The 15,811-nt window shown below is 59.1% G+C and carries 14 protein-coding genes; 9 read left to right on the forward strand and 5 right to left on the reverse strand.

The window, feature by feature from the left end:
* Positions 1-111: 111 nt before the first annotated feature.
* The 3 genes from hutU to EH206_RS02830 form a co-directional block, all read right to left on the reverse strand.
* Positions 112-1,797 carry a urocanate hydratase gene (gene hutU, locus EH206_RS02820; protein ID WP_009111304.1) on the reverse strand — a complete coding sequence of 562 codons (1,686 nt, stop codon included), beginning with the start codon at positions 1,795-1,797 and terminating at the stop codon, positions 112-114.
* A gap of 197 nt (positions 1,798-1,994) precedes the next feature.
* Entirely contained in the window at positions 1,995-2,570 is a 576-nt protein-coding gene (locus EH206_RS02825) for a HutD/Ves family protein (protein WP_009111305.1), read from the reverse strand.
* The gene (locus tag EH206_RS02830) at positions 2,567-3,922 is read right to left on the reverse strand and encodes a formimidoylglutamate deiminase (RefSeq protein WP_009111306.1); all 1,356 of its coding nucleotides are present in this window, start codon (positions 3,920-3,922) and stop codon (positions 2,567-2,569) included. Before EH206_RS02830 ends, EH206_RS02825 begins: the two co-directional genes overlap by 4 nt.
* 100 nt (positions 3,923-4,022) lie before the next feature.
* Here EH206_RS02830 and hutI point away from each other — a divergent pair, with 100 nt between their 5' ends.
* Positions 4,023-5,240 (forward strand): imidazolonepropionase, encoded by a 1,218-nt coding sequence (gene hutI / locus EH206_RS02835; protein WP_009111307.1) that lies wholly within the window; start codon positions 4,023-4,025, stop codon positions 5,238-5,240.
* Positions 5,237-6,028: an N-formylglutamate deformylase gene (hutG, locus tag EH206_RS02840; protein WP_009111308.1), complete on the forward strand. Its 792-nt coding sequence runs from the start codon at positions 5,237-5,239 to the stop codon at positions 6,026-6,028. Before hutI ends, hutG begins: the two co-directional genes overlap by 4 nt.
* Positions 6,029-6,056: 28 nt before the next feature.
* Here hutG and hutC read toward each other — a convergent pair whose 3' ends face one another.
* Positions 6,057-6,812, reverse strand: coding sequence for a histidine utilization transcriptional repressor HutC (gene hutC / locus EH206_RS02845; protein ID WP_009111309.1), 756 nt, complete (start codon positions 6,810-6,812; stop codon positions 6,057-6,059).
* Positions 6,813-7,056: 244 nt separating this feature from the next.
* Here hutC and EH206_RS02850 point away from each other — a divergent pair, with 244 nt between their 5' ends.
* The 4 genes from EH206_RS02850 (at position 7,057) to ahpF (ending at position 10,274) form a co-directional block, all read left to right on the forward strand.
* The gene (locus EH206_RS02850) at positions 7,057-7,377 is read left to right on the forward strand and encodes a type II toxin-antitoxin system PrlF family antitoxin (protein ID WP_009111310.1); all 321 of its coding nucleotides are present in this window, start codon (positions 7,057-7,059) and stop codon (positions 7,375-7,377) included.
* Positions 7,377-7,835 carry a type II toxin-antitoxin system YhaV family toxin gene (locus tag EH206_RS02855; protein WP_009111311.1) on the forward strand — a complete coding sequence of 153 codons (459 nt, stop codon included), beginning with the start codon at positions 7,377-7,379 and terminating at the stop codon, positions 7,833-7,835. The genes EH206_RS02850 and EH206_RS02855 overlap by 1 nt, the downstream gene beginning before the upstream one ends.
* Positions 7,836-8,070: 235 nt before the next feature.
* Positions 8,071-8,634: an alkyl hydroperoxide reductase subunit C gene (ahpC, locus tag EH206_RS02860; protein ID WP_009111312.1), complete on the forward strand. Its 564-nt coding sequence runs from the start codon at positions 8,071-8,073 to the stop codon at positions 8,632-8,634.
* Between the two features lie 71 nt (positions 8,635-8,705).
* Complete coding sequence (ahpF, locus tag EH206_RS02865; RefSeq protein WP_009111313.1) at positions 8,706-10,274, forward strand: alkyl hydroperoxide reductase subunit F; 1,569 nt, start codon at positions 8,706-8,708, stop codon at positions 10,272-10,274.
* 513 nt (positions 10,275-10,787) lie between these two features.
* Here the strand turns inward: ahpF and queG are convergent.
* A complete protein-coding gene (gene queG, locus EH206_RS02870; protein WP_009111314.1) occupies positions 10,788-11,927 on the reverse strand; it encodes a tRNA epoxyqueuosine(34) reductase QueG in 1,140 nt (379 codons plus the stop codon).
* 144 nt (positions 11,928-12,071) lie between these two features.
* Between queG and nnr the strand changes: the two genes are divergently transcribed.
* The 3 genes from nnr to amiB are packed head-to-tail and all read left to right on the forward strand — an operon-like array spanning position 12,072 to position 15,765.
* Positions 12,072-13,601, forward strand: a complete 1,530-nt coding sequence (nnr, locus tag EH206_RS02875; RefSeq protein ID WP_009111315.1) for a bifunctional ADP-dependent NAD(P)H-hydrate dehydratase/NAD(P)H-hydrate epimerase — start codon at positions 12,072-12,074, stop codon at positions 13,599-13,601.
* Positions 13,598-14,080: a tRNA (adenosine(37)-N6)-threonylcarbamoyltransferase complex ATPase subunit type 1 TsaE gene (tsaE, locus tag EH206_RS02880; protein ID WP_009111316.1), complete on the forward strand. Its 483-nt coding sequence runs from the start codon at positions 13,598-13,600 to the stop codon at positions 14,078-14,080. The genes nnr and tsaE overlap by 4 nt, the downstream gene beginning before the upstream one ends.
* The gene (amiB, locus tag EH206_RS02885; protein WP_009111317.1) at positions 14,077-15,765 is read left to right on the forward strand and encodes an N-acetylmuramoyl-L-alanine amidase AmiB; all 1,689 of its coding nucleotides are present in this window, start codon (positions 14,077-14,079) and stop codon (positions 15,763-15,765) included. Before tsaE ends, amiB begins: the two co-directional genes overlap by 4 nt.
* Positions 15,766-15,811: the final 46 nt, after the last annotated feature.

The raw sequence follows: 15,811 nt of genomic DNA on the forward strand, positions 1-15,811 counted from the left end.
TCGCGGGGCGGCCACCGATCGGCGGCGGCTTAAAGCAGCGCCGCCGCTTTCTTTCATCTCTCATGTTTCCTTAATTTCCCCGGAGCCAGGTTTCGCTCCGGGGAACTGCGGCTATTTCACCATCGGCAGAGTGAGCCGATATTTTTTGGCGGTGTCGATCGCCAGATCGTAACCGGCGTCCGCGTGGCGCATCACCCCGGTCGCCGGGTCGTTCCACAGCACGCGCGCTAAACGGACGTCGGCTTCCGGGCTGCCGTCGCAGACAATCACCATGCCGGCGTGCTGCGAGAATCCCATGCCGACGCCGCCGCCGTGGTGCAGGCTGACCCAGGTGGCGCCGCCGGCGGTGCTGAGCAGCGCGTTCAGCAGCGGCCAGTCGGATACCGCATCGGAACCATCGCGCATCGATTCCGTTTCGCGGTTGGGGGAGGCCACCGATCCGCAGTCAAGGTGGTCGCGGCCGATGACGATCGGCGCTTTCAGCTCGCCGTTGCGCACCATTTCATTAAACGCCAGGCCGGCAAGATGGCGCTCGCCCAGACCCAGCCAGCAGATGCGCGACGGCAGTCCCTGGAAGGCGATGCGCTCCCGCGCCATATCCAGCCAGCGGATCAGGTTTTTATTGTCCGGGAACAGCTCCTTCAGCTTGGCGTCCGTTTTGTAGATATCCTCGGGATCGCCGGACAGCGCCACCCAGCGGAATGGGCCTTTGCCTTCGCAGAACAGCGGGCGGATATAGGCGGGCACAAAGCCGGGGAAATCAAACGCGTTCTCCACGCCTTCCTCCAACGCCACCTGACGGATATTGTTGCCGTAATCCACGGTGGGGATGCCCATATGGCAGAAGTCGAGCATTGCCTGCACGTGCACCGCCATTGACGCGCGGGCGGCTTTTTCCACCGTTTTCGGATTGGCCTTGCGTTCCTGTTCCCAGCGTTCCACGCTCCAGCCCGCCGGCAGGTAGCCGTTGATCGGATCGTGGGCGGAGGTTTGATCGGTCACGATGTCCGGCTTGATGCCGCCATTTCCGGCGCGCTTGACCAGCTCAGGCAGGATCTCCGCCGCGTTGCCCAGCAGGCCGACGGAAATCGCCCGTTTTTCCCGCCCGGCCCGTTCGATTATCGCCAGCGCTTCGTCCAGGCTATAGGCTTTATAGTCAAGGTAACGGGTGCGCAGGCGGAAGTCGATACGTGACTCCTGGCACTCCACCGCCAGCACGGAGGCGCCCGCCAGCACGCCGGCCAGCGGCTGCGCGCCGCCCATGCCGCCTAATCCGGCGGTCAGGATCCATTTACCGCTCAGGTCGTTGTGGTAATGCTGGCGTCCGGCTTCGACGAATGTTTCATAGGTGCCCTGAACGATGCCCTGCGCGCCGATGTAGATCCACGAGCCGGCGGTCATCTGGCCGTACATCATCAGGCCGGCCTTATCCAGCTCATGGAAATGATCCCAGTTCGCCCAGTGCGGCACCAGATTGGAGTTGGCGATCAGCACGCGCGGCGCGTCGGCGTGGGTACGGAATACGGCGACCGGCTTGCCGGATTGCACCAGCAGCGTCTCTTCCGGCTGCAGCGCCCGCAGCGAGCGCAGGATCTGTTCAAAACAGGCGTGGTTGCGGGCGGCTTTACCAATGCCGCCGTAGACGACGAGATCTTCCGGGCGTTCGGCGACGTCGGGATCCAGGTTATTCTGGATCATGCGGTAGGCGGCCTCAATCAACCAGTTGGCGCAATGAAGCGTATTGCCTCTGGGCGCGCGGATTTCACGTGCTACGGCCTGACTTACTGATTCACTCATTAGCTTTTTCCTTCTGCAAACAACCGGGTTCCCGGTACTCAATTGGGGGGAACTTTATTGTATAATCTTGTATATACAAGTATATTTAAGCAATGTTTGTGCCAGATAGATAAAATTCATTTATATCAATATATTATGCGAAGTATTTTAACACCCGGATCAGGATAAACGCCGTTTCTGCACCATGCAGGCACCTTTTATCCGTTTGAGCGCGCAGCGTCGGGGCAAACGTGATGCCGGGCGGTGATGCGGGTAAACAACATCAGCGCGTCGCTGGATTGCGGGACGATCGCCTCGCCGTTGCTCAGCCACCAGACGCCTTGTCCTGCGGTCAACCGTTTCCCGGCGGTGCGCCATTGGCCGGCGATGATCCAGGCCACGCCGCTTTCCGCCCGTTGCGCCCCATCGGTGACGCAGACGTCGGCATTGAAACGATCGCGTGCGGTCATGATGTTAAAGTCCAGACTGGGCGCGCCGGATAGCCGGGCATAAACGGACTCTTCGCCGGCAAAGCGCAAAGGCCGGTTCACCCGCAGAGCGTGAGGCGGCTTGCCGGCAAACTCCAGTTCGACGCCGTCGCCCTGCAACAGGGTGATCACCCTGTCGGCGCCGGGAAAAGATGAGAAGGGGCCGCTGGCCGCGATGGTGGCGATACTGGCCCGCCAGCCGAAGGCATCTTCTCCGCCAGGAAAGCGGACGATTTCCCGCGTTTCGCCGCCGCCGTTACGCCAGCGGCTGACCGGCAGGTCGTGCAGTTGGTAAAGATGCATCATAACAGGGCCTGCATAACGGCACGGAAACGGGCGTCGCTTTCTTCCTGTCGGGCATGCCGTCCCTGACGAATAACCTGCCGGCCGGCGACCCACACATCGCGGATCTGGCCGCGGTGGCCGCCAAACAGCCAGCGATTCATGCGCTGCCGGTCGTCGTCCAGCGCCAGAAAAGCGTCGTCCTCCAGCACCAGCCAGTCGGCGCGGCAGCCCGGCGCCAGCCTGCCGGCGTTGATCCGGCAGGCCTGCGCCCCGCCCTGCGCCGCCTGCCGGTATAGCAGATCGCCCACCGAGGTTTCGCCGTCCGTTACGATACGGTTGCGGCGTCGGTCGCGCAGGCGCTGGCCGTATTCCAGCCAACGTAATTCCTCCACCACGTCCAGCGAGACGTGGCTGTCGGAACCGATGCCCCAGCGTCCGCCCAGCGCGATATATTCCGTTGCCGGAAAGATCCCGTCGCCCAGATTGGCTTCGGTGGTCGGACACAGCCCGGCCACCGAACCGCTGGCGGCCAGACGGCGGATTTCCGCGTCATCAAGGTGCGTGGCGTGCACCAGACACCAGCGATCGTCGACCTCAAAGCGATCCAATAGCCAGTTCACCGGCCGTTCTCCGCTCCAGGCCAGGCAGTCATCGACCTCTTTCTCCTGCTCGGCGATATGAATATGCACCGGAAGCCGTTCGCCGAGGGAGGAGAGCACGTCGTGCATCTGTTCGCCGGTGACGGCGCGCAGCGAATGGAAACAGATCCCCTGATTGTGCAAGGGCTTATCGGCCAGCAGGCGGCGTAAATGCGCCTGCTGGCGCAGGTAGCGGTCGGTATCCTGAATAAAGCGCCGCTGTCCGGCCTGCGGCGGCTGCGCGCCAAAACCGGAATAGCTATAAAGCACCGGCAGCAGCGTCTGGCCGATGCCCGCCTGTTCGGCGGCGTGAATCAACCGCGGCAGCATGGCGTCGTCGGCGTAGGGGCGACCCCGTTCATCGTGATGCAGATAGTGGAATTCCGCCACCTGCGTGTAGCCGCCTTTCAGCATATCGATATACAACCGGGTGGCGATGTCTCCGACCTGCTCCGGCGTTAACCGCTGCACCATGCGATACATCAGTTCTCGCCACGTCCAGAAACTGTCCTGCGGATTTCCCGCCACTTCCGTCAGTCCCGCCATGGCGCGCTGAAAGGCATGCGAATGCAGGTTGGCCATACCCGGGATCACCGCCCCGGCGAGGCGGATTGCGTCGTCCGCCCGACTATTGGCGGTGACGGCGGCGATCTCCCCCTGCGCGTTGACATCAATGCGTACGGACGACTTCCAGCCTTCCGCCAGCAGCGCATGCGGCGCGAAATAACTCGTCATGCTTGCGTTCCCCGGATGTTATTGTATCAATCGACAATCTTGTATATACATGTTTATATTATTACGCTAAATAATGCAATATGTGCCGGGGGAGAGAACGATGGCGGTTGAATTTGACTGTGACAGCCTGTGGTATGGCGCGGATGTCGTCACCATGCGCGACGGGCGCTATAACCTGATTGAAGACGGAGCGATTGCGGTAAAAAACGACCGCATCGTCTGGGTTGGCCCGCGGAAAGCGGCGCTGGCGGCGCGCGCCGGGCGGCGAATCGATTTTGGCGGCGGCATCGTCACCCCCGGTCTGATCGATTGCCACACGCATCTGGTGTTTGGCGGCGATCGCAGCGCGGAGTTTGAACAACGGCTCAATGGCGCCAGCTATGCGCAGATTGCGGCGGGCGGCGGCGGTATTTTGTCCACGGTACGCGCGACGCGCGCCGCCAGCGCCGAAGAACTGGCGCAGAGCGCGCGGCGGCGTATCGCCTGCCTGCTGGCGGAGGGGGTGACGACGCTGGAGATCAAATCCGGCTATGGTCTGGATGAAGAGAGCGAACTGCGTATGTTGCAGGTGATCCGCACGCTGGCGCGCGAGTTGCCGGTGGAGATTCACGCCACCTGTCTGGCGGCGCATGCCGTACCGCCGGAATACCGCGACGATCCCGATGGCTGGATAGACGTCATCTGCCAACGGCTGCTGCCGCATGTAAAAGCGCAGGGGCTGGCCGATTCGGTGGACGCCTTTTGCGAATATCTGGCTTTTTCCGCCGCGCAGGTCGAACGCGTATTCGCCTGCGCCCGGCAGCACGCGCTGCCGGTGCGGCTGCATGCGGCGCAGCTGTCGTTTTCGGAAGGATGCCAGCTCGCCGCCCGCTTCCAGGCGCTATCGGCCGACCATCTGGAGTACGCCACCGAGCGTGATGCGCAGGCGATGGCCGCTCAGGGCACCGTGGCGGTGCTGCTGCCCGGCGCATTCTATCTGCTGCGGGAAACGCAGCTGCCGCCGATTGACGCCTTTCGCCGTCACGGCGTTCCCATGGCGCTGGCCAGCGACGCCAATCCCGGCACCTCGCCCGCGCTCTCCTTACGGCTGATGCTCAATATGGGCTGCACGCTCTTCGGCATGACGCCGGAAGAGGCGCTGGCCGGGGTGACGCTGCACGCCGCCGGCGCGTTGGGCCTGACGGCAACGCACGGTTCGCTGGAAGCGGGAAAAGTGGCGAATTTCGTGCATTGGCCGCTGTCCCGTCCGGCGGAGCTGACCTATTGGCTGGGAGGGCAGTTGCCTTGCCAGGTTATCTATCATGGAGAAATGCGATGACACCTTTTGATTTTAGCGCCGGCACCTTGCCGCTGCTGGTCAGTATTCCTCACGCCGGCACCGCGTTGACGCCGGAAGTGGACGCGGGGCTGAGCGAGGCGGCGCGTCCGTTGTCGGATACCGACTGGCATATTCCCCTGCTGTATGATTTTGCGCGTTCAATGGGCGCCAGCGTGCTGGTCGGCAACTATTCGCGTTTGGTGGTCGATCTCAACCGGCCGGCCGACGATCGGCCGCTTTATAGCACGGCGACAACCGGCCTGTTCCCGGATACGCTGTTTGATGGCACGCCCGCGTTCAGGGACGGCATGACGCCGACGGCGCAACAGCGGCAGGGCTATCTTGAGCATATCTGGCAACCTTATCATCAACAGCTACAGCGGGAGCTGGCGCGGTTGAAGCGGCAGTTTGGCTACGTGCTGCTGTTTGACGCCCATTCGATCGCCTCGACGATCCCGCGTCTGTTTGCGGGGCGTCTGCCTGACCTGAACCTGGGCACCAATGATGGAAAAAGTTGCGGCGAGGCGATCGCTCAGGCGCTGAGCGCGCGCTGTCAGGCGCAATCGTATTTCAGCTGGGTTCTCAACGGTCGTTTTAAAGGCGGATATATTACCCGCGCTTACGGCCGGCCGGCGGAGCGACAGCATGCGGTGCAGTTGGAGTTGGCGCAGTGTAATTATATGGATGAGCATCCGCCTTTCCGCTGGCAGGAGCAGAAAGCGGCAACGCTGCGGCCGCTGCTGCAATCGTTAGTGGAGACGCTGTTGCAGCAAGGGCGGGGCGCCTGAGGCTCAATCCATCCCGGTTAAGGGAATATCAACCGTTCTGCTGAAAGCGGCCGAACATTTTATAGCGGGCGCCGGGATAGAGCAGTCGGGCGCAGGTAACGACGCTATCCCGGTGCCAGGTACGGCGCTGAATTTGCAGGCAGGGTTCGTGGGCGGCGATATGCAGGAGTTTTTGCTCTTCCGGGCTGCCGCTCACGGCTTCCACCGTGTGTTCCGCGGCGGTCAGCGGCGCAACCTGGCTCAGGTAAACGAACGGGGTATTTTGGGTAAAATCCTGCTGCAAATATTCCGGGGCGATCTGCGGATTGACCAGACGATCTTCCAACTGAACCGGGATGCCGTCTTCAAAGTGCACGATGCGCGAGTGATAGAGCGGCGCGCCGACGGTCAGTTCGAATTTCAGCGCGTCTGATTCGCTGGAGGGCTCTTGCCGCAAAAACAGCACCTGACTGGTGTGACGATGGCCGCGGCTTTTAATTTCATCTGAAATATTATGCACTTCCAACATCGGGGTAAACGCTTTCCGCTCCGCCACAAAGGTGCCCACGCCCTGTAAACGCATTAAATAGCCTTCATGCGTCAATTCTCGCAGCGCGCGGTTGATGGTCATCCGGCTAACGTTCAGTTCATTCACCAGTTCGCTTTCGGAAGGCACGCGCTGACGCGGCTGCCAGTGGCCGTTATCGATCTGGCTAATGATAACTTGCTTAATCTGCTGATAGAGCGGGGCGGGCCGGTCGTTGGCGCCGGCTATCATCTCCGCTAATGTTTTATTTTGGGTCATGGTTTTAACCTTTTATCCCGCCGGGCTCACTTTATAACAGATAATGTATCTGTATATACAACAGTTTTGCTCTTTCCGCTCTTTGCGGCGGCCGGAGGGGGATTTAGCACTGATAATCTGCTTTTCCTGTTCTGATATTTATCATTCTTTGGTTCAAAAGTCGGTTTCTGCCCATCAAAAGAGTTGATTAAGTAAGGAATATTCCTTACATTGAAAGTGATTATTCATTCAGAGAGAGCATGCCATGCCTATCATTCACGAACTTGCCACGATCACGTCAAAGGGCCAGATCACGCTGCCCAAACCGATCCGCCAGGCGCTGGGTGTCGATGCCGGCGGCAAGGTGGCGTTTGATCTGCAGGAAGATGGGCACATCGTCGTCAGCCGCGTAGATGCTGAGCACGAGGATCCTGCTATCGGCGCGTTTTTGAGCCTGCTGGCTCGCGACATCGAAGCTGGCCGGCATGTGCGCGGGTTGCCGGAGGATCTGGCTCGCTCGATGCTGGCGAATGTCGGACATGGCGCGAGGATGGATGAGGATATTGACGGTGAAGTGGCGCTCTGATGCAGCGGCACGGTTGGACTTTGCTGTTCCATAACTGTGTGATCGAACAGTTGCAGAAACTGCACGCCGCCGCGCAGCGCGCGGAGCAGAATGACCCCACAGGATTCGCGTCCAATGCCAACGTAAAACTGTTCCGCGCCCTAAGCCAACTGATGCTTGAAGTTGTTCCGGGCGATCCGGCGCGCGACGAGTACCGTCAAGGCAATACCTTGGGGCCGGATTATCGTCATTGGCGGCGGGCCAAGATTGGGAGGCGGTTCCGGCTGTTCTTCCGCTACGACTCCAAGGCAAAGGTGATTGTCTACGCCTGGGTCAACGATGAGCAGACGCTACGATCGTCGGGCAGAAAATCCGATCCGTATGCGGTGTTTGAGAAGATGCTCGGGCGCGGAAATCCGCCGGACGACTGGAGTGTATTAGTGACTGCCAGCCGGCAGGATTGGAACAAACTCGACTAACCGTTCAATCCACGTAGTAGGACGAATCTTCTTCAATAAACATTCGATGTTTCTGTGGAGCCGTATGCGGATTTTTTCATCGTTATCTTGGGTCGCACTGATGTTGAAACGGTACAGAGCTTCCGCCTATCGCCAAGTAAGGTATTACTTATCGATTCGATAACGACAACAAATTGGTGATGACCATCACAATTATGTACCTTACTCCCATACCAACACACATGAGGATACAGTGATGTCAGTAATTAATACCAAAGTTAAACCATTCAAAAACACGGCCTTCAAAGATGGTGAATTCATCGAAGTGACTGAGAAAGATATCGAAGGCAAATGGAGCGTGTTCTTCTTCTATCCGGCTGACTTTACTTTCGTCTGCCCGACCGAACTGGGCGACGTTGCCGATTACTACGATGAATTCCAGCAGCTCGGCGTTGAAATCTACTCTGTGTCCACCGATACCCATTTTACGCACAAAGCCTGGCACAGCACCTCTGAAACCATCGGCAAAATCAAATACACCATGATCGGCGACCCGACCGGGCAACTGACCCGCAACTTTGAAAACCTGCGTGAAGCGGAAGGTCTGGCCGATCGCGGTACCTTTATCGTCGACCCGCAGGGCATCATTCAGGCGGTGGAAATCACTGCTGAAGGTATCGGTCGTGATGCTTCCGACCTGCTGCGTAAAGTGAAAGCCGCTCAGTATGTGGCGTCCCACCCGGGTGAAGTCTGCCCCGCCAAATGGAAAGAGGGTGAAGCGACGCTGGCGCCGTCTCTGGATCTGGTCGGTAAAATCTAACCCGGACTCCCTGAGATCGTGATGTTTTTATCGGGTGCTCGGCACCCGATTTTTTGCACTGAGGATAATCGATGCTCGACAATACAATGAAAGTCCAGTTAAAAGCTTACCTGGAAAAATTAACCAAACCTGTTGAGTTAATTGCGACTCTGGATGACTCGGCCAAATCCCTGGAAGTCAGGGAATTACTGACGGAGATCGCAGGATTATCTGAGCAGGTTAGTTTCTCTGAACAGAATGACCTGGCAGTGCGTAAACCCTCCTTTTTGATTACCAACCCAGGTTCACAGAGCGGCCCGCGTTTTGCCGGCGCCCCGATGGGACATGAGTTCACCTCGCTGATTCTGGCGCTGTTGCAGGTGGGCGGTCATCCGTCGAAAGAAGCGCAGGAGTTGCTCGACCAGATCCGCAATCTTGACGGATCGTTCCATTTCGAAACCTATTATTCGCTCTCCTGTCACAACTGTCCGGACGTGGTGCAGGCGCTGAATTTGATGGCGGTGCTGAATCCCAACATTACCCATACCGCCATTGACGGCGGCGTGTTTCAAGATGAGATCCAGAGCCGCAACGTGATGGGCGTGCCGACCGTGTTCCTCAACGGCGAGCACTTCAGCCAGGGGCGCATGAGCCTCGGCGAAATCGTGACCAAAATCGATACCGGCGCGAGCGAAAAGCAGGTTGAAAAGCTGAATCAGCGCCCGGTGTACGATGTGCTGATTGTCGGCAGCGGCCCGGCAGGCGCGGCGGCGGCGGTCTATGCGGCCCGGAAAGGCATCCGTACCGGTCTGATCGGCGAACGTTTCGGCGGTCAGATATTGGATACCGTGGACATTGAAAACTACATTTCCGTACCGAAAACGGAAGGGGCCAAGCTGGCGACCGCGCTGAAAAGCCACGTTGATGATTACGATGTGGATGTGATTGACGCGCAGAGCGTTGAAGCCTTGATCCCCGGCGGCCAAGCGGGGGCGGCGCATCAGGTGGTGACCGTGTCCGGCGCGGTACTGAAGTCCCGCAGCGTCATCATCGCCACCGGCGCCCGGTGGAGAAACATGAACGTGCCTGGCGAAGATCAGTACCGCACCCGCGGGGTGACCTACTGTCCGCACTGCGACGGCCCGCTGTTTAAAGGCAAGCATGTGGCGGTGATCGGCGGCGGTAACTCCGGCGTGGAAGCGGCGATCGATCTGGCCGGGGTGGTGAAGCACGTTACCCTGCTGGAGTTCGCGCCGGAGCTGAAGGCGGACTCCGTATTGCAGGACAAATTGCGCAGCCTGCCGAATGTCGACATCATCGTTAACGCGCAGACCACGGAAGTGCAAGGCGACGGACAGAAAGTCACCGGTCTGGCCTATAAGGATCGCGTCAGCGATACGCAGCACCAACTGCCGCTGGAAGGGATCTTCGTGCAGATCGGCCTGCTGCCCAACACCAACTGGCTGGAAGGTACGGTCGCCCGCAACAGGATCGGCGAAATTGAAATTGACGCCAAGTGCGAAACCAGCGTCAAAGGGGTATTTGCCGCCGGCGACTGCACCACCGTGCCGTACAAACAGATCATCATCGCCACCGGCGAAGGGGCGAAAGCCTCGCTAAGCGCGTTTGATTATCTGATCAGAACGCAACCCGCCGAGTGATATTGACCACGCCGGCATAGCCTGCCGGCGGGTTTATTATCACAACCCCTTGGTGTTTACCCTGTCTGGCCCATTGCGCAATGCGGAATGGGCTTTTTGGCGTTTCCCGTTGGAAAAAATAAGCCGTGGGGGCTTGCCAAGGAGCGATAACAAATCCATAATGCCGTCCACTTTTCGCGTGGATGCGGATAAGTCGGCGCAGTTGAAGCGTTAAGGTTTATTGGCTTCCCGCCAGCCTGTTTTCCGGCTCGTTACTATTCTCTTGTTATTAATCCACATAAAAAATCATAATGTTTTGAACAGACTTATCCACAGGTCGTCTGTGGACGTTCTCCCCGCGCTCTTATCTTGTTGTCAGCGCTCTGTTTTTTATTTTATTGATATCTATAGATAAAAATTACTTATAAAACGTTATCAGGATCACTTGTACTTTTTGTGACAGTTGATTGTCAAAGAGTTTTTATATTTATCCACAGCTGATGCGACAAGTTGATGACAGCGGATCGCCACCGCTCAGGCGTCACGCGGCAAGCCTTTCTCCACCGCGCGAATCAGCCTTTTTTTACGCGCGGATTGCACCTCGATCCCCTGTGCTGCGCGGCGTGTCCTTTGTTGTTTAATGGCCCAGTGGATATGTTCGTCGAGCAGATCGTTTTCCCCCAGCCGGGTTTGCAGCGTCAGCACAATGCGGTCCTGATAAGGAGCGTTTCCCAGCGCCACCGCGATATTGCGCAGCCAGCGCAGATGGCCGATGCGGCGAATGGCGGAACCTTCGGTAATTCGCAGAAATTTTTCTTCGCTCCACTGGAACAGCTCCAGCAGTTCCGGGGCATGCAGCGCCGCCCGCGGGCTGAAATCCGTTTCGTCGGTCAACTGTGAGAAACGGTTCCACGGGCAAATCAACTGGCAGTCATCACAGCCGTAGATGCGGTTCCCTATTAACGGACGGAACGCTTCAGGGATCGCGCCTTCAAGCTCTATCGTCAGATAGGAAATACAGCGCCGGGCGTCGACCGTATAAGGTTCAACAATCGCGCCGGTAGGGCAGGTGGTGATACAGGCGACGCAGCGGCCGCATTGCTCTTGCTGCGGCTGGTCGACGGGCAGCGGCAAATCGATCAGCAGCTCGCCGAGAAAGAACCAGGAGCCTGACTCCCGGTTTAATAGAAGCGAGTGTTTACCAACCCAGCCGAGACCGGCTTTGGCCGCCAGCGGGCGTTCCATTATCGGCGCTGAGTCAACGAAAGGACGAAAATTGAGTTCGCCACAGTAGTCCTGAATCCGCTCGCCGAGTTTTTTCAGGCGCTGGCGCAGCAGCTTGTGATAATCGCGTCCCAGGGCATAGCGGCTGACGTACCCCAACTGCGGGTTCTTCAACGTGCTGGCGAATGCCGCTTTGGCGGGCAGATAATTCATGCGCACGCTGATGACCCGCAGCGTGCCGGGCAGCAGTTCATGCGGGCGCGCCCGCAACATGCCGTGACGCGCCATCCAGGCCATTTCACCGTGATACTGCTTGTCCAGCCAGGCCTGTAGCCTGGGTTCCTCGGCGGATAAATCCGTGTCGCAGATACCGACCTGCTGGAAGCCCAGCGATAGCCCCCATTGCTTGATAAGTTGCGCCAATTCACCGAGATCGTAGGGGTATGCCATGACCAGCCGTAAAAGGAATAAAGAGCGGGCTATTTTATCACACTCCGCTTTAGCGGCCGAATGCGCGGTAAATGGAGCGAACTCTGGCGGTTACCGCTATAGCTTGCTAAGTTGGGATCATTCGGGGAACCATAAGGGGGCGTGATGGCTGACGGCAAAACGCGTGGATATGACTTTTCTCTTCCACATTCGGTATTCCGGGCGGAGTGGGTACGCCGTGAAGAGGTAAACGCCGCCTGCGAGCTCGGGGTTTCATTACATGAACTGATGCTGCGCGCGGGCGAGGCCGCTTTTCAGGTCGCGCGCCGCTATTATCCGTCCGCCCGACGCTGGCTGATACTGGCGGGCCATGGCAACAACGGCGGCGATGGCTATGTGGTCGCCAGTCAGGCGCTGGCGGCGGGCATCACCCCTTATGTTATCGCCTGTCAGGGAAACCGCGCGTTGCCGGAGGAGGCTTCCGCCGCCCGTCAATCCTGGCTGGAGCAGGGGGGCGCGATTCTGGATGCCGACGCCCCCTGGCCTGATGACGTCGATCTGATCGTTGACGGACTGCTGGGCACCGGTCTGGCCAGCGCGCCGCGTCCGCCCTATGACGCGCTGATCGCCCAGGCCAACGCGCATTCCGCCCCGGTGGTGTCCATTGATGTTCCCTCCGGTTTAAATGCCGAAACCGGTCAATGTGCGGGCAACGCCGTTTATGCGGCGCACACGGTGACCTTTATCGCGCTGAAGCCGGGGCTGTTGACCGGAAGCGCCCGCGATTTCGTGGGGCGGTTACACTATAGCGCCCTGGGGTTGGCTGACTGGCTGGCAGGACAGACGGCGCCCATACGGCGGCTGTCCGCGGCGTTGCTTACCGAATGGCTAAAACCGCGGCGTCCCGGCGCGCACAAAGGCGATAACGGCCGCTTGCTGATCGTGGGCGGCGATTACGGCACCGGCGGCGCGGTATTTATGGCGGGGGAAGCCGCCTTGCGCAGCGGCGCCGGTTTGGTGCGAGTGCTTACTCACAAACTCTATCTGGCGGCATTGCTGACGCACCGTCCCGAACTGATGGTGCAGGAACTGAGCGCGGAAACCCTGAAACAGGGGCTGGAATGGGCGGATGTGGTGGTGATCGGCCCCGGTCTGGGGCAGGACGAGTGGGGGAAAAACGCGCTGCGGCTGGCGGAAAATTGTAACAAACCCATGTTATGGGATGCAGACGCGCTTAACCTGCTGGCAATCAATCCGCATAAACGGCAGAATCGCCTGTTGACGCCGCATCCTGGCGAGGCGGCTCGTTTATTGCATTGCCGGGTGTCTGATATTGAAAGCGATCGCTTACTTGCGGCGCAAAAACTGGTAAAACGCTATGGCGGCGTCGTGGTTTTAAAAGGTGCGGGCACGGTGGTCGCCGGCGAGCGGGGTCAACTGGCCATTGCCGATGTGGGAAACCCCGGTATGGCGACAGGAGGCATGGGCGACGTGCTGTCCGGTATTATCGGCGCTTTGCTGGCGCAAAAGCTATCCTTGTATGACGCCGCCTGCGCGGGATGCGTGGTGCACGGCGCGGCGGGGGACGAACTGGCCGCGCGGCAAGGAACTCGTGGTATGCTGGCAACCGATCTGCTGCCGGCGTTGTCTCAATATGTCAATCCCGAACGGATACCCTTAGAAAAGACAGAATGAAAAAAATCGAGTTACCCCTGCCGGACGAGGCAGCAACCATCGCGTTGGGCGCGGCGCTGGCTAAAGCCTGTGAAAGCGCCTGTGTTGTGCATTTATATGGCGAACTCGGGGCGGGAAAAACCACATTCAGCCGCGGCTTTGTGCAGGCGTTGGGGCATCAGGGAAACGTAAAGAGCCCGACCTATACCCTGGTCGAGTCTTATGCGTTATCACCGCTGGCGGTATACCATTTCGATCTTTATCGGCTTGCCGATCCTGAAGAGCTGGAATTTATGGGCATTCGCGATTATCTGGTTCAGGATGCCATCTGTCTGATTGAATGGCCGCAGCAGGGCGCCGGCGTATTACCCTCCGCCGATCTTGAACTGCATTTGCATTATCAGCAAGCGGGCAGACAAGCCGAACTCTCTGCGCTCTCCGCGCAGGGAGAGGCGATCCTGCGGCGTTTGGCCGGTCAGTTGGGGATAGAGGCACCATGATAAGTCGTACGATCAAACTGTTGGTATGCGCGTGGCTGATAGCGGCGGGGCCAGGCTGGGCCTCCAACCTGTCGGATATTCAGGTAAGTAACGGTTCCGGCCAGGCAACGGTAAGCCTGAACTTTAGCGGTCAGCCTATTTATGCCTTCTTTCCGCTCAATAATCCTGAGCGAGTGGTGATTGATATTCGCCAGACGGCGCTGATCCAGGGATTGCCGCTGGATTTCAGCGGGCAAAATCTGATCAAACGCATTCGCACCAGCAACGCGCAGGATGCGCAAAGCATCCGCCTGGTGCTCGACCTGACGCAGCCCGCCAGAACCAGGGCGGTCACCCGGCAAAACGGCTCCGGCTATAAGGTGGTCTTTACGGTTGCGGGCGACAAACCCCGAGCGGTAGCGCAGAAAAGCACGCCGACCGCGCCCGGTCAGTCGCGCCCGGTAAAGTCCGAACCGGTGAAAAACCCGTTCAATAATAAACCGACGGTGGTGGTGAACAGCAATGCCTCGGCCAGATCGCCGGCGCGCGCCGCCGCCTCCGTCGGCAACGAGCGGGTGGTGGTGGCCATTGACGCCGGACATGGCGGACAGGATCCCGGCGCCATCGGTCAGAACGGGCTGCGCGAAAAGAACGTCACCATCGCCATTGCGCGTAAGCTGCAAACCTTGCTGAACGCCGATCCCGCTTTCAAGCCGGTGCTCACCCGCGACGGGGATTATTTTGTCTCGGTGATGGGGCGCTCGGACGTGGCGCGTAAACACGGCGCCAATATTCTGGTTTCCATCCATGCGGATGCCGCGCCGAATCGCAGCGCGACCGGGGCTTCGGTGTGGGTGTTGTCCAATCGCCGGGCGAACAGCGAAATGGCGAACTGGCTGGAACAACACGAGAAGCAGTCCGAGCTGCTGGGCGGCGCCGGCGATTTGCTGGCCAACAGCAATGCCGACCCCTATTTAAGCCAGGCGGTGCTGGATCTACAGTTCGGACACTCGCAGCGCGTCGGCTATGACGTCGCGACCAAAGTATTGGGCGAACTGCAGCGCGTCGGCGGATTACATAAACGCCGTCCGGAGCACGCCAGTCTGGGCGTGCTGCGCTCGCCGGATATCCCTTCGCTGCTGGTGGAAACCGGGTTTATCAGCAACGCGGGGGAAGAACGCCTGCTGGGAAGCAGCGACTATCAGCAAAAAATCGCCAACGCGATTTATCAGGGATTGCGCAATTATTTCCAGACGCACCCGTTGCAAGCCGCCCCAAAGCAGGAGGGCCGCCCGGCGCTGGCGGCGGAAAATAGCGCAGCCTCGACCGGGTCCTCCAACGCTGCGGCCGGGAAGAGCAGCGGCGGCAGTAGTATCCGCCATACGGTGGCGCGAGGCGAAACGCTGTCGGCCATTGCGGCGCGCTATGGCGTCAGCATGGCGGCGATCCGCAGCATCAATAAGCTGAACAAAGATATCGTCTGGGTCGGGCAGCGTCTGAACATTCCGGCAACGGCAAGCAAAGCGGCGACCGCGGTCGCCGATACCAAAAAAGCGGCGCCCGTCAGACATAAAGTTGTGCGGGGTGATAGCCTGAGCGCCATCGCCGCCCGTTATGGCGTCAGCATGAAAGAGATTCAGCGGGCGAATGATATGAAGTCGGGCAACGTACAGCTGGGCCAGACGTTGATTATTCCTTCCGCCTGAGTGGGCTGATTTTTCCGGGCGCGTTTTTTATTATAATCGTGCTGTT

The organism is Brenneria nigrifluens DSM 30175 = ATCC 13028 (genome assembly GCF_005484965.1).
Taxonomy (GTDB): domain Bacteria; phylum Pseudomonadota; class Gammaproteobacteria; order Enterobacterales; family Enterobacteriaceae; genus Brenneria; species Brenneria nigrifluens.